Annotated in this window: 20 protein-coding genes and 1 pseudogene; 12 read left to right on the top strand and 9 right to left on the bottom strand. The window is 61.8% G+C overall.

Features of this window, described 5'->3' with window-relative positions; all coding sequences use genetic code 11:
- The first annotated feature begins 141 nt into the window (after positions 1–141).
- Together A0257_10220 and A0257_10215 are read left to right on the top strand one after the other, a co-directional pair.
- Positions 142–1,569 (top strand): hypothetical protein, encoded by a 1,428-nt coding sequence (locus tag A0257_10220; protein ID AMR27433.1) that lies wholly within the window; start codon positions 142–144, stop codon positions 1,567–1,569.
- Between the two features lie 97 nt (positions 1,570–1,666).
- A complete protein-coding gene (locus A0257_10215) occupies positions 1,667–2,014 on the top strand; it encodes a hypothetical protein (GenBank protein AMR27432.1) in 348 nt (115 codons plus the stop codon).
- On the opposite strand, the gene A0257_10210 is transcribed toward A0257_10215, so the two are convergent.
- The 3 genes from A0257_10210 to A0257_10200 all read right to left on the bottom strand — a co-directional run bounded on the left by A0257_10210 (position 2,015) and on the right by A0257_10200 (position 5,497).
- Complete coding sequence (locus A0257_10210; GenBank protein ID AMR27431.1) at positions 2,015–2,239, bottom strand: hypothetical protein; 225 nt, start codon at positions 2,237–2,239, stop codon at positions 2,015–2,017. It abuts the gene before it with no gap.
- 1,034 nt (positions 2,240–3,273) lie between these two features.
- Complete coding sequence (locus A0257_10205; GenBank protein AMR27430.1) at positions 3,274–3,549, bottom strand: hypothetical protein; 276 nt, start codon at positions 3,547–3,549, stop codon at positions 3,274–3,276.
- A gap of 46 nt (positions 3,550–3,595) precedes the next feature.
- Complete coding sequence (locus tag A0257_10200; protein AMR29712.1) at positions 3,596–5,497, bottom strand: 3-phosphoglycerate dehydrogenase; 1,902 nt, start codon at positions 5,495–5,497, stop codon at positions 3,596–3,598.
- 33 nt (positions 5,498–5,530) lie between these two features.
- Between A0257_10200 and A0257_10195 the strand changes: the two genes are divergently transcribed.
- Together A0257_10195 and A0257_10190 are read left to right on the top strand one after the other, a co-directional pair.
- Positions 5,531–6,442 carry a hypothetical protein gene (locus tag A0257_10195; GenBank protein AMR27429.1) on the top strand — a complete coding sequence of 304 codons (912 nt, stop codon included), beginning with the start codon at positions 5,531–5,533 and terminating at the stop codon, positions 6,440–6,442.
- A gap of 263 nt (positions 6,443–6,705) precedes the next feature.
- A complete protein-coding gene (locus tag A0257_10190; GenBank protein ID AMR27428.1) occupies positions 6,706–6,927 on the top strand; it encodes a hypothetical protein in 222 nt (73 codons plus the stop codon).
- 59 nt (positions 6,928–6,986) lie between these two features.
- On the opposite strand, the gene A0257_10185 is transcribed toward A0257_10190, so the two are convergent.
- Entirely contained in the window at positions 6,987–7,889 is a 903-nt protein-coding gene (locus tag A0257_10185) for a hypothetical protein (protein ID AMR27427.1), read from the bottom strand.
- Between the two features lie 199 nt (positions 7,890–8,088).
- On the opposite strand from A0257_10185, the pseudogene A0257_10180 reads away from it, so the two are divergent.
- Positions 8,089–9,072 (top strand): annotated as a pseudogene (locus A0257_10180) (hypothetical protein).
- Positions 9,073–9,603: 531 nt separating this feature from the next.
- On the opposite strand, the gene A0257_10175 reads toward A0257_10180, so the two are convergent.
- Positions 9,604–10,281 carry a DNA starvation/stationary phase protection protein gene (locus A0257_10175; GenBank protein ID AMR29711.1) on the bottom strand — a complete coding sequence of 226 codons (678 nt, stop codon included), beginning with the start codon at positions 10,279–10,281 and terminating at the stop codon, positions 9,604–9,606.
- 279 nt (positions 10,282–10,560) lie between these two features.
- On the opposite strand from A0257_10175, the gene A0257_10170 reads away from it, so the two are divergent.
- The 4 genes from A0257_10170 to A0257_10155 all read left to right on the top strand — a co-directional run bounded on the left by A0257_10170 (position 10,561) and on the right by A0257_10155 (position 14,343).
- Positions 10,561–11,235, top strand: coding sequence for a DNA-binding response regulator (locus A0257_10170; protein ID AMR27426.1), 675 nt, complete (start codon positions 10,561–10,563; stop codon positions 11,233–11,235).
- Complete coding sequence (locus A0257_10165; protein ID AMR27425.1) at positions 11,236–12,627, top strand: hypothetical protein; 1,392 nt, start codon at positions 11,236–11,238, stop codon at positions 12,625–12,627.
- Positions 12,628–12,910: 283 nt separating this feature from the next.
- Positions 12,911–13,735, top strand: a complete 825-nt coding sequence (locus tag A0257_10160) for a hypothetical protein (protein AMR29710.1) — start codon at positions 12,911–12,913, stop codon at positions 13,733–13,735.
- Between the two features lie 74 nt (positions 13,736–13,809).
- Positions 13,810–14,343 carry a hypothetical protein gene (locus tag A0257_10155; protein ID AMR27424.1) on the top strand — a complete coding sequence of 178 codons (534 nt, stop codon included), beginning with the start codon at positions 13,810–13,812 and terminating at the stop codon, positions 14,341–14,343.
- A gap of 51 nt (positions 14,344–14,394) precedes the next feature.
- Here the strand turns inward: A0257_10155 and A0257_10150 are convergent, their stop codons facing one another.
- Positions 14,395–15,426 carry an NADP-dependent oxidoreductase gene (locus A0257_10150; protein ID AMR27423.1) on the bottom strand — a complete coding sequence of 344 codons (1,032 nt, stop codon included), beginning with the start codon at positions 15,424–15,426 and terminating at the stop codon, positions 14,395–14,397.
- 117 nt (positions 15,427–15,543) lie between these two features.
- Positions 15,544–16,503: an alcohol dehydrogenase gene (locus A0257_10145; GenBank protein ID AMR27422.1), complete on the bottom strand. Its 960-nt coding sequence runs from the start codon at positions 16,501–16,503 to the stop codon at positions 15,544–15,546.
- Positions 16,504–16,688: 185 nt separating this feature from the next.
- On the opposite strand from A0257_10145, the gene A0257_10140 reads away from it, so the two are divergent.
- From A0257_10140 to A0257_10130, 3 genes are all read left to right on the top strand, one after another.
- A complete protein-coding gene (locus A0257_10140; GenBank protein AMR27421.1) occupies positions 16,689–17,129 on the top strand; it encodes a hypothetical protein in 441 nt (146 codons plus the stop codon).
- 7 nt (positions 17,130–17,136) lie between these two features.
- Complete coding sequence (locus A0257_10135) at positions 17,137–18,393, top strand: MFS transporter (GenBank protein ID AMR27420.1); 1,257 nt, start codon at positions 17,137–17,139, stop codon at positions 18,391–18,393.
- A gap of 97 nt (positions 18,394–18,490) precedes the next feature.
- Positions 18,491–19,060 carry a hydrolase gene (locus A0257_10130; protein AMR27419.1) on the top strand — a complete coding sequence of 190 codons (570 nt, stop codon included), beginning with the start codon at positions 18,491–18,493 and terminating at the stop codon, positions 19,058–19,060.
- Between the two features lies 1 nt (position 19,061).
- Here the strand turns inward: A0257_10130 and A0257_10125 are convergent, their stop codons facing one another.
- Both A0257_10125 and A0257_10120 read right to left on the bottom strand, forming a co-directional pair.
- Positions 19,062–20,012 (bottom strand): hypothetical protein, encoded by a 951-nt coding sequence (locus A0257_10125; GenBank protein AMR27418.1) that lies wholly within the window; start codon positions 20,010–20,012, stop codon positions 19,062–19,064.
- Positions 20,009–20,422, bottom strand: coding sequence for a hypothetical protein (locus tag A0257_10120; protein AMR27417.1), 414 nt, complete (start codon positions 20,420–20,422; stop codon positions 20,009–20,011). Before A0257_10120 ends, A0257_10125 begins: the two co-directional genes overlap by 4 nt.
- Positions 20,423–20,528 lie beyond the last annotated feature (106 nt).

Here is a 20,528-nt window from a genome sequence, read left to right as displayed (position 1 = left end):
GCAGGATGCGCAAGGTCACAGTGAAAAAAACGCGGTGGTTGGTCGATTGGCACCAATGACTGCCGCGTTCGTGCTTAAGTTGCGCCCGTGCCTATGCTACCCCCTGTTTCTGCCATTCGCGCGGCGCGGCGCTACGCCAGTTTGCTGGCGCTGCTGAGCCTCGTTTTTACTGCTGCCTGCGGGCAAACCACGCCTACCGCGCCGCCCCTACCCCCCGCCTTGGTCACCGATTCGGCCACCGGCCGCTTTGACATGCCCTGGCTGCGCCAGCGCCTGGATAGCAGCGCCGCGCTGCGCCGCCACCAGATGGGCGTGGCCCTGGCCGACGCTACCACCGGCGAGCCGCTGTTTGGCTACAATGAGGCGCGCTATTTCACGCCCGCCAGCACCATGAAGCTGCTGAGCCTGGCCGGCGGCCTGGCGCTGCTCGGCGACTCGCTGCCCAGCCTGCGCTACTTCTCGCGGGGCGACACGCTATTTTTTCAGGGCACCGGCGACCCCACCTTTTTGCACGGCGACGTGCCCTCGCGGCGGGCCTATGCGTTTCTGGCTAATCGACCCGAAAAGGTGCTGGCCTACTGCGATATAGCCTGCGTGCCGGCCTACGGCCCGAGTTGGGCCTGGGACGATTTTGGGTATTACTTTCAGCCCGAGCGCACGGCGTTTCCGATGTATGGCAACACGGTGCGCTTTTATGGGGCCGTGTCGCAGGTAGTGCGTGCCCGGCCGGGCGCGGCGGTGCGGGTGCTGCCGCAGCACGTGCGGGTGGTGCCGCGCAGCTTCGCGCCGCTGACCGCGCGGGCGGGCGAAGACTTTCGCCTCTCGCCCGACCAGGACGACGAGGAGCACGTGTATCGCGCGCCGCTCGAAAACCGCTTTACCTACGTCCCTACCCCCCACAAATGGGTCGATGAGGTGCCCTACCGCACCAGCCGCACGCTGCTGCTGCGCCTGCTCGGCGACACGCTGCGCCGGGCCATCGTGGGCGTGCCGTGGCGCCCGCGCCTGGGCCAGGACGGCGTGGCCACATTGCGCGGCCTGCGCGCCGACTCGCTCTACCGCCGCATGCTGCGCGTGAGCGACAATTTCCTGGCCGAGCAGTTGCTGCTTATGGCCAGCACGCAGGTGGGCTACCGCGACTCACTGAGCAGCGACCGCGCTATCCGATATCTACTTAAAAATCAACTCAAAGGCCTGCCCGACCGGCCCGATTGGGTCGATGGCTCGGGCCTGTCGCGCCTCAACTTGCTCACGCCGCGCACCCTCACGGCCGTGCTGGTGCGGCTGCACCAGCAGATGCCCGAGGCCCGGTTGCTGAGCCTGCTGGCGGCCGGCGGCGGCCAGGGCACGCTGCGCAAGCGCTACTTCGAGCCCGGCCCGCCCAAGGTGACGTGGTTTTGGGGCAAAACCGGCACGCTGACGCACACCTGCAACCTGGCCGGCTACGTGCGCTGCCGCAGCGGCCGGCTGGTGGCCGTCACGTTCTTCAACAACGGTATTCCCGGCGACGACCAGCGCACCCGCAACGCCATGCAGTGGCTACTGAGTGAGGTGAGAGCGCGGCTCTAGCAAGGGGGGTAGGGCTACGAGGCTCCGCTGCGCGGCGGCTTCTACCTTTGCGGCTCTTTCCTGCTTATCTACCTGAGCTACTATGACTACTCCCCGCATGCGTCAGCTGCGCCGCGATAAAACGCTTTTTACGCTGGCTATGAATGCTATCCGGCTGCACCTGGAAGAAGACGACCGGCTGGCTCGGCAGCCGCAGCTGCGCGACGCTCCGGATACCGACCTGCTCCAGATTCAGCAAGGCATTGACCAATGGGTGGGCTTAGCCACCGGCTACGTAATGCGCAAGTTTCGGTGCCCGGCCGCGCAGACTGTGGAGTTGCTGGGCGGGCTAATGGTTGAGCTGAAAACAAGCATTCCCGTGGCCGAGCTGCGGCAAGTGCCCTACCAACAAGCACTTGCCCTACCCCGCGGCCTCCTGGCGAGCCAGCAACTGCCGACGGTTTAGCTAAGAGAGTAGCGCGACCAGCGCGGCGGGCGGCGTGAGTACAAGTAAGCTTCCGGCCGTGAAGCCTTTGGGGTCGCGGGTCACGATGGCTTCGATGGCGGGCACGGCGCGGGCGGCGCAGTATTGCAGGCCGTCCTCAAAGTCGGCGAAGCCAAGTTCGAAAGTGGCTTCGATAACTGGCCGGTCAAGCGGAATAATTTCGATTATGCTGGCGAGCCGCGTCATCTTGTAAAGCCGCTCTGCTGCCGGCATAGTTTTTCGGAGCACATAGTCGATATGGCTGAATGACAGTCCAGATACATACAGAACAACTTCTTTCCGCACCGCTGCTTCCAGCAGCTGAGCCGCGTCAGCCCCGAATGGCTCCCGCTGTCCCAGCAAGTCAAGTAGGACATTGATATCAACAAAAAAACTTGGCGGTGGTCTAAATCGTGGTGATTCGCTGATTATGATTATCAATACACATTTTTATTCTAGCGTGATGCATAGTCAGTGACTTCCTAAACGAACAGGATTTGCGCACCAGGACCCCGCACCGGTGGCGGAGCGAACAATGGAGGGCTTCCACGCTGCTGGTTTGCCCGCTGCCTTTGGCGCTGGGCCGGTGGGCGCGGGCGGGCAAGACGGTGGCGTAGGCTTCCCAGGCATCGGTATAGTACGTAGTATTGACCGGATAACGAGCGGGTAACGCTTGAAAAAGCCGCCGCCCCGTGGCGGCTCCCCGACAGCCCAGCACCCAGGCTATGATGCGCCGCGAAGCCCGTTCGACGGCCAGCCAGAGCCATACTTTGCGCTTCCGTTTCCCGACAAAGGTCCACATTTCAGCTAGTTCCAATACCATACTTGCTGGCTCAACTACTTCTGGCTCAACTACTTCTGACTCAATCACTTCTGGCTCAATCGCTTCTGGCTCAATCGCTTCTGGCTCAATCGCTTCTGGCTCAACTGCTTTCGGGGCGACTTTTTTTTAGCCACCGCGCAATCGTCATCCGGGCAACGCCCGTAACCCGCTCGATGCTGCGTTGCGAGTTGCGTTCTACTAACAGCTTCATTACCTGCGCGTATTGGGCAGCCCGCTGCGGCGCGGCCGGGGCGAAAACGGCTTGATGGCCGCAATCATAGCAGCGATACTTGGCTTTGCCGCGACTCGACCCGTTTTTTTGCAGCCGTTGGCTCGCACAGTTGGCACACGTCAGAATAGTTGAAATCATAAACAAAGATACTAGCTCACCACGACTTACACCACCGCCAAAAACTTTTCACAAGCGGTTGTATTTTTCGAGTATAGCTTCCTCAATGGCAGTCTTATAGTCGAAATTATCTGGTAGCTTGACAGAGCCGTACAGTTCTTGGATGATAGGCGATAAAGGGCGCACGGGCAATGCTGCTGGGCTGGTTTCGGGCTGAATCCTTGGCTGCACGGCGGCTTGCAGCAGCTCGGCCACGAGCTTGTCCAATTCCTGGCCGTGCTGGCGGGCATAAGCCTGCGCGGCTTGCAGCAGGTCGTCGTCGAGGGTGATGGTGAGCTGAGACATGGCGAAGGGGTTTTGGGTAAGATAACGACCAGCGCGGCGCGGGAGTTTAGTACAGCACCCGGAACTTGATGGTGTGCTCCACGGCGCGCAGGGCCTGAATCACGTCTTGGTCGTACTCGCGGTTGATGTCAGTTATCACGTAGCCGATGTGCTCGTTGGTTTTGAGATACTGACCCAGGATGTTGACGTGGTGCTGGGCCAGCACGTTGTTGATGCGGGCCAGCACGCCGGGCACGTTGGCGTGGATGTGAATGAGGCGATGTCCGGGCTGCACCGGCAGTTGAATATTGGGGAAATTGACGCTCTGCTGGGTGTTGCCGGTGTTGATGTACTCCATGATGCGCTCGGGCACGAACTCGGCGATGTTGCGCTGGGCCTCGGCCGTGCTGCCGCCGATGTGGGGGGTAAGGAGCACGTTGGGCAGGCCGCGCAGCTCGCTCTCGAAGCTCTCGGCGTTGGTTTTGGGCTCGTGGGGAAACACGTCGATGGCCGCGCCGCCGAGGTGGCCGCCGCGCAGGGCGGCGGCCAGGGCGGGCACGTCCACGACGTGGCCGCGGGCGTTGTTAATGAACAGCGCGCCCGGCTTCATCAGGGCAAATTCTTTGGCCCCGAAGAAGTCCTGGTTTTCGGGCCGGCCGTCGATGTGTAGCGTCACGATGTCGGCCAGGGGTAGCATTTCCTCCAGCGTCTTGAATTTTACGGCGTTGCCGAGCTGGAGCTTTTCGGCCATGTCGTAGTAAATCACCTTCAGCCCCACGGCCTCGGCCACTACCGACAGCTGCGCCCCGATGTTGCCGTAGCCGATGATACCCAGCGTTTTGCCCCGAATCTCGAACGAGCCGTTCGATGATTTGTCCCACTCGCCGGCGTGCATCCGGGGGTTTTTCTCCGGGATGCGGCGGGCCAGCACAATCAGCTCGGCCAGCGTCAGCTCCACCACCGAGCGGGTGTTGCTGAAAGGCGCGTTGAACACGGCTACCCCCCTCTTCATGGCCGAAGACAGGTCAATCTGGTTGGTGCCGATGCAGAACGCGCCGATGCCGATGAGGCGGTTGGCCGCGTCGAGCACGCGCTGGGTCACGTGCGTTTTCGACCGCAGGCCCAGAATGCTCACGCCCTCGATGCGGGCCACCAGCTCGTCTTCGTCCAGCGCGCCCTTCACTTCTTCCACCTGGTAACCTTCCTGGCGGAAAAGCTCGGCGGCGCGGGCGTCGGGGTTTTCGAGCAGCAGCACCTTGATGCGGTTTTTGGGGTAGCTCAGGGTCATCGGTAGTTTCAGTTGGTATAAAAACTCGTCAAAAGTGGGCAGCACCTCGTCGGCGTGGGCCACCACGCTGGGGCGGCTCACGTTCTCAGTATAGGCATAAAAGCGGTGGGCCAGGCCAGCCTCCCGAATCTGGTAGTCGGTGTAGCCATCGCCGAGCACGTACACCGGTCCGTCGAGGTGCAAGTCCTTTAGCTGCTGAATCTTACCACCGTCGCGGCTCAGCACGTTGCCGGGGTCGCAGCCCGTGATGCTACCTCCCTCATCAAAGGTGAAGGTGTTGGCCAGCACGTGGCCGGGCACAATGCCGAACTCGGCCACCACCGGCTCGATAAACTCCCGGAACCCGCTGCTCACCACGTAGATGCGGTCGGCGTGCTGCCGGAAGAAGTCGCCGTTGCGCCGGATGCTCGCGCTCACCTTGGTTTGCAGGTGCGCCACCAGCGGGGCCAGGTGCCGCCGGTGCGCCCCCAGCAGCGCCAGCCGCCGGCTCAGCGATTCCTGAAAGCCGATTTCGCCGGCCATGCCCTGGTCGGTGAAGGCCTTGATTTGGGCCACTCGCGCCGCCTGGTCGGGCTGGCCTTGCAGGGCAATGGCGGCCAACTCATCCAGTCCTTCGACCTGCGTGAACGTGGAGTCGAAGTCGAAAACGAGGTAGGGGAGAAGCGGGGCAGCGTCGGGCATGGGCGCAAAGATGGGGCGGCTAGTATCTTGCACATGCACTCTTGGCAACTATTCCTTCTGAGAAACCAGAAGACTACTCACTTCAAAAAAAAGTTAGGTAAAGTTAAGGCTATGAAAAAGTACTTTTTAGGCAGGTTTAATTTGAGCGCTAACTACTCTAACTACTCAGAAAAGGAAGATTTTATAGACAAAACCCTTCGAGCTAATGCCTTTGTTGAAGAGAAGGGATATAAATATATATTTTCAGGAGTTGAGAAATTTTCGTATGAGAATAACTATTATTTTACGGCCTTTTTATTAAAATACCGCTCAAGTGAAGAGCACGAAGTAGTTAATGAAAGGGGTGAGCCGGAGAAGGTCAGTGTATCAGATGAAATTATAGGTCGAGGAAGATTTATTTTGGACTCCAAAACAGGCTTGATTGCATATACAGTGCAAGGAAGTCGCATTACCCGCAAATCCTTTGAAAATAGATTTTCAAGTATATTTGATAAAGTTCACAACGGTTTTTTTGTAGAAGCCCGAATAGACTCTATTGAAGATAGAGGCAATTTTGCTGAGAGAATAGCAAAAATGCTCAAAATTCAGAGTATTCGGATTGTACTCCATCCCTCTAATCCAAACTCCGATAAGATTTGGAAAGAGTTGGATGACCGCTTAAAAGCTGAAATGGTTGCGAAGTATACTGAGCAGTATGATGCTAAAAAAGATGGCCCGTCTATCCAGGTAGATAAAACAATAGAAGAGCGAATAGCAATGTCTGAGGATGGCTATGGCGTTACTGCCGCTACTGGAAAGAATCAAAATAACGAAAACGTAGTTTATAAGACGTCAGACAACCCACAAAATGTGCAAGGACCAGACCACGATATACCTGTTCAAACTGTAATGCAGTTAGTATTTCCTGCTATGAAAAGGATTATAGACAGAATAAGAAAGCAATGAGTATTAAATCAATTTTTTGGTCGTGGGATTTTACTGTAGCCTTTCTTCTAGCTGCAACTGCTTTTTATTTGCTTCCTTGGCTAATTTCTGATAAATTTTCCATTCAATTTTACGGACTTGGAGTTTCTGTTTTATCAATAGTCTTTTCGGTATATTTTGCTTCATTAGCAGTGATTATAGCTGCACCGAGTGATGATTTTGTTAATTTTTTTAACGAAAATGGTGGATATGATAAACTACTCATAATTTTTCGATATACGCTAATGATGCTTTTTATTGGCCTTTTCTATTCAATAATTGGCTTTGTAGTGAGTTCTTACTTTGTAGAAGAATTTGACGAAAAATTCTTTCAAAATAAGTTTTTCATATCCGGGTTTGTATTCATATTTTCTTATTCTTTATTTTGCTCTTTTAACTCCGCGAAAGATGCAATAATTTATTCTGTTTACCGTAATAAATTTTTAAATAAAACTAGCGGCAAATAAAATCATACGCTGGCGCTAGTTTAGCGCAACACAACTCGCGCCAGCGTATGCAAGTGCTTTTACTGCCAGTTCTTTCTATCGCGCCAGCTAAACTCGGGCTCATAGCCCAGCACCCGCCGCGCTTTCTCAATGGAAAGCAGCGTTTCGTGCTCAGCCAGCGCCTTGCGCACCGGCACCTGGGGTAGGAAATTCTGCATCAGCTCGGCCGAGGATTTCGACATCACCGTGTCGGCGTTGGCGATGATGAAGGGGTGCATGCCGGTGGCCTCCCACTCGATGGCTTTGCGGATGGCCTGGGCGCCGTCGCGGGCATCAATGTAGGCCCACATGTTCCACTTGCGCTCCTCGGGGTCGTCGTCGTAGGCCGGGAATTTGGCGTAGTCCTGGGGCTCCATCACGTTGCTGAAGCGCAGGCCGATGAGCTTCATAGCGGGCGTTTGGAGGCAGAACTGGCGGGCCATGTCCTCCATCAGCACTTTGGCCAGGGCGTAGGCGCTTTTGGCGCGTAGCGGGTAGTCCTCGTCCACGGGCGCGTAGGGCTCAGCGCCATCAAATGGCTCGCCCAGCGTGGTTTCGCTGCTGGCCCAGATGATGTTATGAATACCCAGCCGCCGCCCTGCCTCAAACACGTTGTAGGTGCCCATGATATTATTCTGAAACAAGTGGGCGTCAGGATATTGGCGAGGGGTAGGGAAGGCCGCCAGGTGCACGATGGCATCGAAGGCCTGCGGCCCTACCCCGGCGTGGATTTCCTTGCCGGTCGAAGACAGCGCATCGAGCGTCTGGCCAAAGTCCGACAAGTCGGCGATGAGGTGCGGGATGCCTTTCTCGGGCGCTACGGTATCGACCACGAACACGTCGTAGCCGTGGGCTTGCAGGTCTTGCACGCACACTTTGCCGAGCTTGCCGGTGCCGCCGGTCACGAGCACGCGCCTAGCGGTTTTTTGCTGAGGAGATTTCATAAAAAAAGGGTAGTGGAAAAGGCCGGCCGGCTGGCCGCCGCCCGGTAGAGGCTGGGCCTACTACGGCCGGCCGGCCTTCGCCGCCGTGCGTTTTTTGGGTAATATGCTGGCTAAGCTGGTAGCCGGAACCAGTTGCCTGACGTTGGGCCAGGTAGGGGGGTAGGGCGTAAATTTGCGGTTCCTTACCAGTTCCACGTTTATGAAACCCTTGCTGCTCGCCGTGGCCGCGCTGCTGCTCACGGCCGCCGCGCCGGCCCCTACCCCCCCGGCGGCCGTGCATAGCCGCACCTTTCAGCTCACGTGCCGCGCTACGGTGCCCGTGCCGGCCGCTGACACCAAGACCCTGGAGCTGTGGATGTCCGTGCCGCACTCGGATAAGAACCAGGACGTGCGCGACCTCCACATTGAAGCCGGTGCGCCCTACACCATTGCCACCGACCAATACGGCAACCAGATGCTGCACCTGCGGCCGGCCGCCGTGCCCACCGCGCCGCTCATAGTCACGCTCACGGCCCGCGTGACGCGGCGCGAACACCTCAACCTGCGCGCCACCGACGACCACGCCCCCGCCGAAACCGAAGTCCAGGACCCCAACCTCAGCCGCTGGCTGGCGCCCGACCGCCTCGTGCCGCTCGATTTCAAAATCCGGGCCCAGGCCCAGAACGTGGTGGACCAGGCCGGGGCCAAAACCGACCTGCAAAAAGCCCGCGCCATTTACGAACACGTGGTGAGCACCGTGACGTATGACAAAACCGGCCAGGGCTGGGGCCGCGGCGACATCTACTACGCCTGCGACGCGCGGCGCGGTAACTGTACTGATTTTCACGCCATTGTGATTGGCTACTGCCGGGCGCTGGGCATTCCGGCGCGTTTCAGCATCGGGCTGCCGCTGCCCGCCGAGCGCGGCCGGGGCGAGATAAAAGGCTACCACTGCTGGGCCGAATTCTTCACCAAGCAAACCGGCTGGGTGCCCGTCGATGCCTCCGAAGCCGCCAAAAACCCCGACAAGCGCGCCTACTTTTTCGGCGCGCACGACGAAAATCGCGTGGAGTTCACGCGTGGCCGTGACCTTACCCTCAAGCCCCAGCAGGCCGGCGCGCCGCTCAACTACTTCGTGTACCCGTATGCCGAGGCCGATGGGCAGCCGCTGGAGGTGGCGCACACGTATTTGTTTGAAGATGAGGATAAAGTGACCGGCGCGGTGAGCCCGGCGCGGGGCAAGGCTGCCAAGCTGCTTTTCGTGTACAATGCCGACGGTGGAGCGCTCAACGGTTTCAAAGACTTGCTGCACAAGGCCATCGCGCCCAGTAGCTACGAGTGCGCGCTGTGCGCTAAAACCTTTGCTTTCAGCGGAATGCGGCCCGAGTGGAAGCAGGCTGTGGCCGGCCTGCCGCTGCCTGCCGAGTTTCTGCACCGCGACGAGTTTCGGGCGGCCTACCCCGCCCTGGCTGGCCAAGCCCTCCCCGTGGCCTTTAGCGCCGACGCGGCCGGGCGGCTCACGCCCTTCATCAGCACCCAGGAAATGAACGAGTTGAGTCTCGCCGACCTCATCGCTGTTACCCAAAAGCGGGCCAACGCGCTGGTAGAGGGGCAGTAGCGCGAACTTTCCAGTTCGTGCGCGAGCGCAGCGAGCATCGCCGGGCGCGCCGGGTGGTGCTGCCTGCTCGCTGTGCTCGCGCACGAATTGGAAAGTTCGCGCTACTGGCTCAAAAACCTATTGCTGCATCACGCGGAACTTCCACACCTGCTTGTCGAGCTGGTAGCTCAGGTCCTGCAACTGGTTGGATGTCACCTCATCTACCTTGCTCATGTGGGCTATGCGCTCACGCACGCGCTTGGCCACGGTGTTGATGCGCTCGGTCATCAGGATGAGTACTTGCTTGTCAGACAAGTAGCCGCCGGGGTAATTGCCGAGGTTGGCGGTGGCAGCCACTACGCTCGTGCGGCCATCCACGGGATTACCCACTTGCAGGATTCGCTCAGCCAATATGTCGCCGTACTTGAGGTAGGTATTGGCGTTTTCCTGCAACTGCTCGTGCAGCGACAGGTAGAGGGGGCCGCGCAGGTTCCAGTGGCTCTGTTTCGAGTCGTGATACAGCTGGAGCAGCTCCACCACGGTAGCCTGCAGGTCGTCGGTAACGGGCTGGCGCTTATCGGCTTCCACCGGAATGAGCGGGTCGGCGGCGGGGTTGCGGTAGTCGAGCTTGCCGTTGGCGTCGGCCGGGGGGTTGGGGGTGTTGTCGGGGCGCGTGGCGGGGGTAGCGGGCGGCACCGGCACAGTACCGGTGTTAGAGGTATTTGTGTTGTTAGTGCGGCGGTTCTGGGCCGCCGCTTCGTGCGTGGCCGTGAGCGAAAAGAGCGCGGCCGCAGCCGCTAACAGGTAAACTTTCATAAAGAAAAAGGAGGGAATAAACAGGCAGCCGGGCACCGGGTAGCGGCCAGCCGGTATTTTTGAGATATGGTCCTTTAACGGGGGTTACTCTTAGAACTTTCTTAGGAAAAAATTAAGCTTTACTTAAAAAGCCGCCTGGCTTCGGGTCTCGCACATCTATCTGTGCGCCTAGCCGTTAGCGGTTAACCGGACGGGGTAGGGCACCTTAGTTAAGACTGGCATCCTCGGCAGTTGGGCCGCGCAACTACTTCTCCCTTACTTACCTATTCGATTGTGTTGATGCACGTATTATTATTGGAAGATGAGCCGGGCATTGCCCGGTTTGTGAAGCAGGGCCTGGAGGAGGAAGGCTACGCCGTGGACGTGGCCGACAACGGCCCTGACGGCCTGGCCCGCGCCCTGGCCCAGCCCTACGACCTGCTGCTGCTCGACTGGATGCTGCCCGGCCTCACGGGCCTGGAGGTGTGCCGGCAGCTGCGGGCGCGGGGGGTAGGCGCGCCCGTCATTTTTCTCACCGCCAAAGACACCGTGCCCGACACCATCACCGGCTTGCAGGCGGGCGCCAACGACTACATCAAAAAGCCCTTTCACTTCGAAGAACTGCTGGAACGCATTCGGGTGCAGCTGCGGGTGGCGGGGCCGGCGGGCGGCCCCGCCGAGCGGTTCACGGTGGGGCCCATCGTGCTCGACGTGGCTACTCACCAGGTGCATAAAGACGACAAAGAAATACCGCTGACCCAGAAAGAATTCGCGCTGCTCGAATACTTGCTGCGCCACAAAGGCAAGGTGTGCCGCCGCCAGAGCATTATTGAAAACGTGTGGGATATCCACTTCGAATACAACACCGGCGTGCTGGACGTGTACATGAACGCGCTGCGCAAAAAGCTGAGCCTCAGCAAAGACGATGACTACTTGCAGACCATTCGCGGCATTGGCTATGTCGCCCGCGACTAGATGAGCCTGACGTTTAAGAGCCGCATTGCCCTGCACTACGTGCTGGCCACGGCCGCGCTGGTGGCCGCCGCCTACCTGGTGGTGTTTGGGGTGGTGCGCGACCGCGTGTACACCGACCTCGACCGCAACCTGCGCTACGAGGCCGCCAAGCACATCGGCGAGTTGCGCGTGATGGGCGGCACCCTGCGCTTCGGCAACCGCCGCGAGTGGGAAGAGCGCGAGCACCTGGAGGTGCAGGTGGACCCGGTTTTCATTCAGGTGAATGACCTGCGCGGCCACCTCACCGACCGCTCGCCCAACCTCAAGGCCGACCAGCTGGCCTTCGACACCACGGCGGGCTGGCGCGCGCCGCGCAACTCGGCGCTGCGCGGCAAGGCGCTGCGGCAGGTGCAGGTGCCGGTGCAGCAGGGCGGCGTCCTGGTGGGCTACCTGCTGGCAGCCATCTCGTCGGAGGCGGCGCGGCGCGTGCTCGATAGCCTGGCGCTGGTGCTGCTGGGGTCGTTTCCGGTGGTGCTACTGGGGCTGTTTGGCAGCGCGCGGGTGCTGGCAGGGCGCAGCATCGCGCCCGTGGCTCAGATTACGGCCGCCACCAACCGCATCACCCGCAACAACCTTTCGGAGCGCGTGGCCCTACCCCCCCGCCCCGACGAATTGCACACGCTGGCCAGCGCCATCAACGGCCTGCTCCAGCGCATCGAGCAGGCTGTGGAGCGCGAAAAGCAGTTCACCGCCGATGCCTCGCACGAGCTGCGCACGCCCCTGGCCGTGCTCCGGGGCACGCTCGAAGTGCTGGTGCGCAAGCCCCGGCAGCCCGCGGAATACGTGGCCAACATCACCCTCGGCATTGGGGAAATCGACCGCCTCTCGCAGCTCGTGGACCAGCTGCTGCTGCTGGCTCGCTTCGGGAACCATGCCAAAAACCTCAACCGCCAGGAGTTGTCGGTGCTGAGCTGCGTACACGACGTGCTGTACCGCCGCCGCGCCGACCTCAGCGCCAAGCACATCCGCGTCGATGTGCGCGACGGCGCCGCCCCGCCCATCGTGTCGGACCCTTACCTGGTCGATTTAATTCTGGATAACCTGCTCTCTAACGCCATCAAGTATTCGCCGGCCGGCTCGGCCATCACCGTGAGCCTGGCGCACGAGGGCGCGCGCCTGCGCTGCACCATCACCGACGAGGGCATCGGCATCCAGCCCGACGACCTGGACCGCATTTTCGACCCGCTCTACCGCTCCGATGCCCTTGGCCACAAGCATATCGGTGGCACCGGCCTGGGCCTGTCCATCGTGGCCAAGGCCTGCCAGCAGCTGGGCATCGAGCTGGCCGTGGCCAGCGAGCTGGGCCGGGGCAGCACGTTTACGCTGCACTTCCCGGCGGAGGCGGGGGGGTAGGGCTGTTAGGTTGTGGTGGTGTTCGCCCTCCACGTACGCCTCATCCCCTGGCCCCTTCTCCGAAAAGGAGAAGGGGAACTAGTTTTTAGTCCTGAAAAAGCTAGAAATTAGACCTATAACTAGCTCCCCCTCTCCTTTTCGGAGGGGGGGCTGGGGGGTGAGGCGTACGCGGAGGGCGACAAACATTAGAACGGAGGTAGGGGCGGGTGCGGTAGGGTTATCTGGCTATCAGCTATTTAACTTACTGAGCGTTATCTTACGGTTCATCATCCGTTTGGCCGCCATGTTTTTCCGCCTCTATCCGCCGGCCGCGCCGCTGCACTCGTTTGTGCAGCACTATTTGGTGGCCCACGTGCGCACCGCCGACGGCCTGCCCGTGCCCGCCCCCAAGCCCCAGCCGCCCACGCCCAACCAGTTTCTGTTCTTTTACCCGCGCGATGAGGTGCGTAACTTCCACTACGGGCAGGCGCGTGAGCTGCGGTCGCCGCGCAGCATTGTGGTGGGGCCGCAGGTGTCGCGGGTCGATTTGGGCTTCGCCGCCGACCACCTGGTGGTGTGCGTGGCGTTTCGGCCCGGCGGGCTGCACCGCCTGCTGCGCGTGCCGGTGAAGGAGCTGTTTGATTTTGCGCTTGATAGCCGGGCCATCCTCGGCCCCGCTGTGGACGACGTGGCCGACCGCCTGGCCGAACTCACCGACTACGACCAGATGGTGGCCACCGTCGAAAGCTACCTGCTGCGCGCCGCCCGGCGAGCCCTACCCCCCGCCCGGCCCCTCGATGCGCTGCTGCCGCAGCTGCTGGGCTCCTGGGCCGCGCAACCCATTGAGCAGCTGGCGCATGAGGTGTGCCTCAGCCCCCGGCAGTTCGAGCGCAGCTTCATCGAGCGGGTGGGCATGGGGCCTAAGCTGCACGCCCGCATCGTGCGCTTCGACCAGGCTTTCCGGCTGAAGGAGCGGCAGCCCGACCTCGACTGGCTGACCGTGGCCGTGCAAACGGGCTACTACGACTACCGCCATTTGGTGCGCGATTTCAAGGCCTTTGCCGGCGTCACGCCGCCGCAACTGCTGGCCGCCGATGCCCGGCACACCCGCCTGGCGCTGGCCGGCTGAGAATGTCGGTTTTTTACTACCACGAGTGGGGGAGGGGGTAGGAACTTTGCGCTATCATTAACTTCCCTACCCCCATGAAAACCTGCTTGTTGAGCCTGGGCCTGCTGCTGCTGGCCGGCCGCGCTTCGGCCCAAACCCCCGCCGCCGATGAGGCCGCCATCCGCCAGGCGGTGGCGCGCATGACGGCCAACTACACCAACCATCACTTTGCCGACATGGCCGCCTACACCACGCCCGACGTGAGCTGGGTCAACATCGTGGGCATGTGGTGGCGCGGCCGTGCCCAGGTGCAGCAGGCCCACCAGCAGATTTTCGATACCATCTTCAAAGGCGTCAAATTTCGGCCCGGTGCGCCCACGGTGCGCACCATCGCGCCGGGCGTGGCGGTAGTAAATATGTACTGCCACGTGGGCACGTTCTACCCGCCCGACGGCATCAACCACGGCACCAACCAGGAAGGCGACGACGACGACCTGCTCACGCTGGTGCTGGTGAAACGCCAGGGCCACTGGCTGCTTGCGGCCGGCCAAAATACCGTGGTGCGGGCCAGTGCTCAGCGCAACAACCCAGTGGCTAACAGCCCCGCCAACGTAGCCGACCAGCACTAGGCTCTGCACTTCTGCCAGCACTTACGCGATGTGCAAACGGCTGCCCTACCCTTACACTGCCAGCACGAGCTTACCGAAATTCTCGCCCGAAAACAGCTTGAGCAGCGCGGGCAGGAAGTTTTCGAGGCCGTGCTCGGTCTGCACTTTGGGGGCTTGAAGCTGGCCGGCGCGCAGCCAGCCGGCCATTTCGTGGGCGGCCTCGGCGTAGTGGGCAGCGTTGTCAAACACCACGAGGCCTTCCATGCGGGCGCGGTTCATAAGCAACGAGAGGTAGTTGGCGGGGCCTTTGATGGGCGTCGTGTTATTGTATTGCGAGATGGCCCCGCAGACGACCACGCGGGCGTGCAGCCGCAGCATACTCAGGGCCAGGTCCAGAATGTCGCCGCCCACGTTATCAAAATACACGTCAATACCCTCGGGGCAGGCGGCCTTCAACTCCTGGGCAAAGTCGGCCGACTTATAGTTCACGCAGGCGTCGAAACCCAGCTCCTGCACGCAGTAGGCGCACTTTTCCGGCTCGCCGGCGATGCCCACCACGCGGCAGCCCTTGATTTTGGCGATTTGGCCCACCACGCTACCCACCGCCCCGGACGCGGCGCTGACCACCACGGTTTCGCCGGCCTTAGGCTGGCCGGTGTTCAGCAGGCCGAAGTAGGCGGTCATGCCCGGCATCCCGAGGGTGGAGAGGTAGGTTTCGAGGGGAGCCTGCTGGATGTCTATTTTCTGCAAAAAGGCGGGACTGGCCGGGTCAGCGGCCGCCGCGCCGTCGCTCAGCAGGTACTGCTGCGCCATGACGCCGCCAGCCACGTAGTCGCCCACCGCAAAGGCCGGATGCTGGCTTTCGACCACCTGGCCCGCGCCCAGCGCCCGAAAAACCTCCCCGATACCAATCGGCGGCAGGTAGCTTTTGCCCGCGTTCATCCAGCCGCGCATGGCCGGGTCGAGCGAGAGCAGCTGGTTTTTGACCAGCACCTGGCCCGGCCGCACGGCGGGCACCTCGGTGGCTTCGATGGTGAAATTGGCGGGGGTAGGCTCGCCTGTGGGCCGCGAAGCCAGCTTGACCTGGGTGTTGGAGTAAGACATGGTTTTTAGTGATTATAGGACTTACGCGAAAGACGTTTGCGATTGCCGCGCTTCGCTCGCAATGACAAACGTCTTTTGCGTAAGTCCTGGATTAATGACGAGTGACTAATTATGGAGTTAGTATGCAGGGCCGGCTTGCAACTCCTGCGCGTCCTGGGGCGTCAGGCGCACGTCCATCGCCTTTAGCAGCTCCTGCACCTGCGCCACTTTGGTGGCGCTGGCGATGGGGGCCGTGATGCCGGGAGCCTGCATGAGCCAGGCCAGCGCCACCTGCGCCTGGCTGATGCCGTGGCGGGCGGCCACCGCGTCCAGCGCTTTTAGAATGCGGAAGCCTTTGTCGTTCAAATACTTTTTGCCGATGCCCGCGCCGCGCGGGCTTTTCTGCAAGTCGGCTTCGCTCCGATACTTGCCGGTGAGGAAGCCCGAAGCCAGCCCAAAATACGGAATCACGCCGATGCCGCTGGCCTGCACCAGCGGCAAGTCGTCCTTTTCAAAAGTCTCGTGCTCGTAGAGGTTGTACTCGGGTTGGATGCTTTCGTAGCGCGGCAGGCCGTTCTTACCCCCCGCATCCAGAGCGGCTTGCAGGCGCTGGGGCGAGAAGTTGCTGGCCCCGATGGCGCGGATTTTCCCTTCCTTCAGCAACTCGGCGTAGGCTTCGAGGGGCTCGGTCACGGGTAGGCTCTCGTCGTCTTGGTGGCTCTGGTAGAGGTCAATATAATCGGTTTGCAGGCGCTGGAGCGAGGCTTCTACGGCGCGTTTGATGTAGTCTTTCGCCAGGCCATTTTTGCCATCGCCGAGGTCCATGCCCACTTTGGTGAAGAGGAGCACGTCGTCGCGCCGGCCGCGCTGCTTCAGCCACTTGCCGATGACGGTTTCAGACTGCCCGCCGCCTTCGTGGCCGGGCACCCAGGCCGAGTACACGTCGGCCGTGTCAATCGCGTTGCCGCCGCCCGCCACGAAGGCATCGAGCACGGCGAAGGAAGTTTGCTCGTCGGCCGTCCAGCCAAAGACGTTGCCGCCCAGCACGAGCGGGGCAAGTTGCAGGCCGGAGTGGCCGAGTTCACGATGAGTTGCCATTATATCAAGGAAAAAGGAAGAAGGAGCTGGTCCGCGAGCGCGGCCAGGATTATAACCCGCGACCGGGCATTGGGTTGGCGGGGGGTAGGGCGCGGGGCCTACCCCGTGGCGGGCGGCCAGTCTGCACGGCTTTATAAAAAAGTGTCGTACATTTGTTAAGTAAACTAACAAGTTTACTTGCAAGTATGCCCAACCTACCCGACCCGCAGCACCTGGCCGCCGAGCTGCAAACGGTCGTGTCGCGGCTGGCCAAAAAGCTGCGCACGCACTCGCCTACGGCCGGCCGGCTCTCGCTCACCGAGCGGGCAGTTATCAAGCAGCTGGCCCAGCATGGGTCGCTGCTGCCCAGCGAATTGGCTGCCCGCGAAAAGGTCACCACCCAATCCATGTCGCAGATACTGAGCCACCTCGATGCGCTAGGCTACCTCACGCGGCAGCCCGAAGCTACCGACCGGCGCAAGGTGCGTATCGGCCTCACGGCCGCCGGGCAGGCTCTCATCCCGGCCGTGCGCCGGGAAGTCAGCGACTGGCTGGGTCGGGCGCTGCAAGCTACCTGCTCGGCCCCGGAGCTGGCTACCCTGGAAGAGGCCGTGCGAGTGCTGGCCCGGCTAGTAGAAATTGACTGACTACCGCATGAAATCCGAAGCCTTTCGCGCGCTGCGCAACCGCAACTTTCGCCTGTTTTTTGCCGGGCAATCCTTGTCCTTGCTGGGCACCTGGATGCAAAAAACGGCGGTAAGCTGGGTGGTATACGCCCAGACGCATTCCAAGCTGATGCTGGGCGTGAGCGTGTTTGCCACGCTCTTTCCGTCGGCGCTGTTTTCGCTGCTCGGGGGCGTGGTGACCGACCGCTACGCCCGCTACCGGGTGCTGCTGGCCACGCAGGTGCTCTCGCTGGCGCAGGCCGCGTTGCTGGCGCTGGCCGTGTTTTTTGATAAGCAGGATGCGGTGTGGGAAATCATTGGCCTGAGCGCGGTGCTGGGCATTATCAACGCCTTCGACGTGCCCGCCCGGCAGTCGCTGGTGTATGAGCTGGTGGCCGACAAGCAGGATTTGCCCAACGCGGTGGCTCTCAACTCGACGATGGTGAACCTGAGCAAGCTGCTGGGGCCGGCCGTGGCGGGCTTCGCCATCGAGCGGCTGGGGGCGGCGGCCTGCTTCGGGCTGAACGCGCTCAGCTTCGTGGCCGTCATTGGGTCGCTGCTGGCGCTGCGGCTGCCGGCCTTCGTGCCCAAGCCGCGCCCGCAGGCCCTGCGCGACGAGCTGGCCGACGGCCTGCGCTACGTGCGCGACACGCCGGCCATTCGGTTTATTCTGCTCTCTATCGGGCTGATGGCCTTGCTGGTGCTGCCCTTCGCCACGCTCATGCCGGTGTTTGCGAAGGATGTTTTTCACGGCACGGCCGCCACCTTCGGCCTGCTCGACGGCGCTATGGGGCTGGGCGGCTTCGCGGCGGCACTCTACCTCACGTCCCTACCCCCCGGCACCGACCTCAACCGGGTGATGACCATTGGTGCCTTCGTGCTGGGGGTAGGGCTGCTACTGTTTGCCTACACGCCCTGGTACTGGCTGGCGCTGGCTTTCCTGGTGGGAAGCTCGTTCGGGATGATGGTGCAGAATACGCTCAACGTGACGCTACTGCAAACTACCGTGCAGCCGGCCATGCGCGGGCGCGTCATCAGCCTCTACGTGCTGATGTACACGGGCGCGCTGCCGCTGGGCAGCCTGGCGGTGGGGGCGGTGTCGCAGCGGGTGGGCGTGCGCGCCACCGTGCTGGCCGAGGGCGGGTTAGCGCTGCTCATCGGGCTGCTGTATTTGCGCAACCTGCGCCAGACCCGCGCCGCCGCGCCGGCGGCCCCTACCCCCCTGCCGGTCGCCCAGGCTGCCTAGGCCGTGCGGGCGTAAGGCTCTTTTGCACCGAAACAGCAATCAGACAATCAGATTTTTAATTTATCATTTTTAATTTTTAATCACCTTCCCTTTTCTCATGGTAACTGCCCTCGATAAAAACACCGCCCTCGTGCTGATTGACTTGCAGCAGGCGATAGTCCAAATGCCCGTCGTGGACCCCATTGGTGGCGTGCTGGCCAATGCCAGCCAACTGCTGGCCGCGTTTCGGCGGGCGGGCCAGCCCGTGGTGCTCGTCACCGTGGACCCTGCCAACCGGCCCGACCTGCGCAACGACGCCCAGCGGCCCGCGCGCACCGTTTTTCCACCCGAAGCGCTCGCACTGACTCCCGAAATCGCGCCCGCGCCCGATGATATCCGAATTACCAAGCACAGCTGGGGCGCTTTTTATAACACGGGGCTAGAGGAGGCGCTGCGGCAGCGCGGCGTAACGGGCATCGTGCTGGCGGGCGTGTCCACCAGCATCGGGGTCGAGAGCACCGCCCGCGCCGCCAATGAGCGCGGCTACAACCTGACCTTCGCCCAGGACGCCATGACGGATATGGTAGCCAGCGCCCAGGAAAACAGCCTGCGGGTTATTTTTCCCCGCATCGGGGAAGTGGACACGACCGCCAACATCATCCGGGTGTTGGAGGGGGGTAGGGAGTAGCTCACTCCTCGTTCAGCGTCAGCAATAAGCTTTGCCGCTCCTGGTCGAAGAGGCGCACGGCGGCTTGCAGCTCGTTGAGCAGGTCGGCCCGCACGGCGAGCTGGTCGCCCGAATATTGGCCGCCGGAGCCGAAGAGCAGGGCCGCCAGCTGCTGGCTGGCCTTCGAGTCGGGGTGGGCCAGCGGGCCGTAGTGCTGCCAGCGCAGGCGCGTGTTGTGGGCGATGCTGGCCCGGCCGTAGTTGCTGAACGCCGGGTTCGTGAGCAGATACCACAGGCTGGGCGGCCACCGGGCCGAGTCGGCCTGCTCAGTCCACACGGCGGTCAGCAAGTTGCGCGGGTGCTGAAAATCGGCCGTGTATTTGGGTGGCTTGAGGGCCAGTAGCCCCAGAACCGCCGTGAGCACGCCGCCCCCGATGGCGAAGCCGTACTGCCCGCCCTGGGCGCTGGCCACCGTGGCCCCGATGCCGCTGCCAGCCCCCGCCAGCAGCGAAAACGTGTTGTAGCGCTGCACGCGGCGGCTATCCAGCTTGGCCAGGTAGGTAGAAAGCTGGTCGGCGCGCTCGCCTTCGCAATCCAGCTCGGCGGCCACGCTGCCGATGGTGGTGCCGGCCAGCACCACCTGGGCCAGCAGGCGCTGGCGCTGCTCGGCCACGGCCAGCGCGGCGGCCGGGCCGGGCTGCTGGCGGGCGGCGGCTTGCAGGGCCAGCAGCTGGCGCAGGCCGGGCAGCAAACCCAGGGCGTTGGCCGTGAGCAGGGTGCGGCGGGGGTAGCGGGCCAGCAGCGCCGGGGTAAGGGCCACGGCCAGGTCGGTTTGCGGGGCCAGGGCCGGGTCGTAGTGGTAGAGCAGCGGCGGCTCGCAGTAATTATCGGCGGCCAGGGGGTGGGTAGGCGGGCGGGTGCCGGCGCAGCCAGCCAGTGCCAGCAAGAGCAGCAGGAAGTAGCTTTTTTTCATAAGTCAGCTTCGTAAAGCTCCAGCGGCAGCCCGTCGGGGTCCTGGAAAAAGGTGAAGCGCCGGCCCGTCAGCTCATCCGTCCGCACGGGCTCGCAGGCCACGCCGTGCGCCACCAGGTGCCGGGCGGCGGCCGCCACGTCGGCCACCGCGAAGGCCAGGTGGCGCAGGCCCGTGGCCTCGGGGCGGCTGGGGCGCGGCGGGGGGGTAGGGAAAGAAAACAGCTCGATGACGTACTGCCCGTTCAAAGCCAAATCCAGCTTGTAGGAAGCGCGGGCGGCGCGGTGCACTTCGCGGATAATTTCCAACCCCAGCACTTCGGTATAAAACCGCTTCGAAACGGCATAGTCGGCGCAGATGATGGCAATGTGATGCACACCCAGCAGGCGCAATGAGTTGGGAGGAGAAGCCATGCGCAAAGTAACGGGCGTTTCGGCGCAGTTTCCCGGTAATTGCCTTTGCGGGCTAGGCAGCGACTTGAAAACCGCTCCGACTTTCACAACTAACTTCATGACAATA

This window comes from Hymenobacter psoromatis (genome assembly GCA_001596155.1).
In the GTDB taxonomy this organism is placed as follows: domain Bacteria; phylum Bacteroidota; class Bacteroidia; order Cytophagales; family Hymenobacteraceae; genus Hymenobacter.
This window is presented reverse-complemented; position numbering and strand designations above follow the sequence as displayed.

What these genes read in the sequence shown, in the direction of transcription:
- A0257_10215 (AMR27432.1), top strand. Translation starts at nt 1,667, where the DNA reads ATGCGTCAGCTGCGCCGCGATAAAACGCTTTTTACGCTGGCTATGAAT.
- A0257_10210 (AMR27431.1), bottom strand. Translation starts at nt 2,239, where the DNA reads ATGACGCGGCTCGCCAGCATAATCGAAATTATTCCGCTTGACCGGCCA.
- A0257_10205 (AMR27430.1), bottom strand. Translation starts at nt 3,549, where the DNA reads ATGTCTCAGCTCACCATCACCCTCGACGACGACCTGCTGCAAGCCGCG.
- A0257_10200 (AMR29712.1), bottom strand. Translation starts at nt 5,497, where the DNA reads ATGCCCGACGCTGCCCCGCTTCTCCCCTACCTCGTTTTCGACTTCGAC.
- A0257_10195 (AMR27429.1), top strand. Translation starts at nt 5,531, where the DNA reads ATGCACTCTTGGCAACTATTCCTTCTGAGAAACCAGAAGACTACTCAC.
- A0257_10190 (AMR27428.1), top strand. Translation starts at nt 6,706, where the DNA reads ATGATGCTTTTTATTGGCCTTTTCTATTCAATAATTGGCTTTGTAGTG.
- A0257_10185 (AMR27427.1), bottom strand. Translation starts at nt 7,889, where the DNA reads ATGAAATCTCCTCAGCAAAAAACCGCTAGGCGCGTGCTCGTGACCGGC.
- A0257_10175 (AMR29711.1), bottom strand. Translation starts at nt 10,281, where the DNA reads ATGAAAGTTTACCTGTTAGCGGCTGCGGCCGCGCTCTTTTCGCTCACG.
- A0257_10170 (AMR27426.1), top strand. Translation starts at nt 10,561, where the DNA reads ATGCACGTATTATTATTGGAAGATGAGCCGGGCATTGCCCGGTTTGTG.
- A0257_10165 (AMR27425.1), top strand. Translation starts at nt 11,236, where the DNA reads ATGAGCCTGACGTTTAAGAGCCGCATTGCCCTGCACTACGTGCTGGCC.
- A0257_10160 (AMR29710.1), top strand. Translation starts at nt 12,911, where the DNA reads ATGTTTTTCCGCCTCTATCCGCCGGCCGCGCCGCTGCACTCGTTTGTG.
- A0257_10155 (AMR27424.1), top strand. Translation starts at nt 13,810, where the DNA reads ATGAAAACCTGCTTGTTGAGCCTGGGCCTGCTGCTGCTGGCCGGCCGC.
- A0257_10150 (AMR27423.1), bottom strand. Translation starts at nt 15,426, where the DNA reads ATGTCTTACTCCAACACCCAGGTCAAGCTGGCTTCGCGGCCCACAGGC.
- A0257_10145 (AMR27422.1), bottom strand. Translation starts at nt 16,503, where the DNA reads ATGGCAACTCATCGTGAACTCGGCCACTCCGGCCTGCAACTTGCCCCG.
- A0257_10140 (AMR27421.1), top strand. Translation starts at nt 16,689, where the DNA reads ATGCCCAACCTACCCGACCCGCAGCACCTGGCCGCCGAGCTGCAAACG.
- A0257_10135 (AMR27420.1), top strand. Translation starts at nt 17,137, where the DNA reads ATGAAATCCGAAGCCTTTCGCGCGCTGCGCAACCGCAACTTTCGCCTG.
- A0257_10130 (AMR27419.1), top strand. Translation starts at nt 18,491, where the DNA reads ATGGTAACTGCCCTCGATAAAAACACCGCCCTCGTGCTGATTGACTTG.
- A0257_10125 (AMR27418.1), bottom strand. Translation starts at nt 20,012, where the DNA reads ATGAAAAAAAGCTACTTCCTGCTGCTCTTGCTGGCACTGGCTGGCTGC.
- A0257_10120 (AMR27417.1), bottom strand. Translation starts at nt 20,422, where the DNA reads ATGGCTTCTCCTCCCAACTCATTGCGCCTGCTGGGTGTGCATCACATT.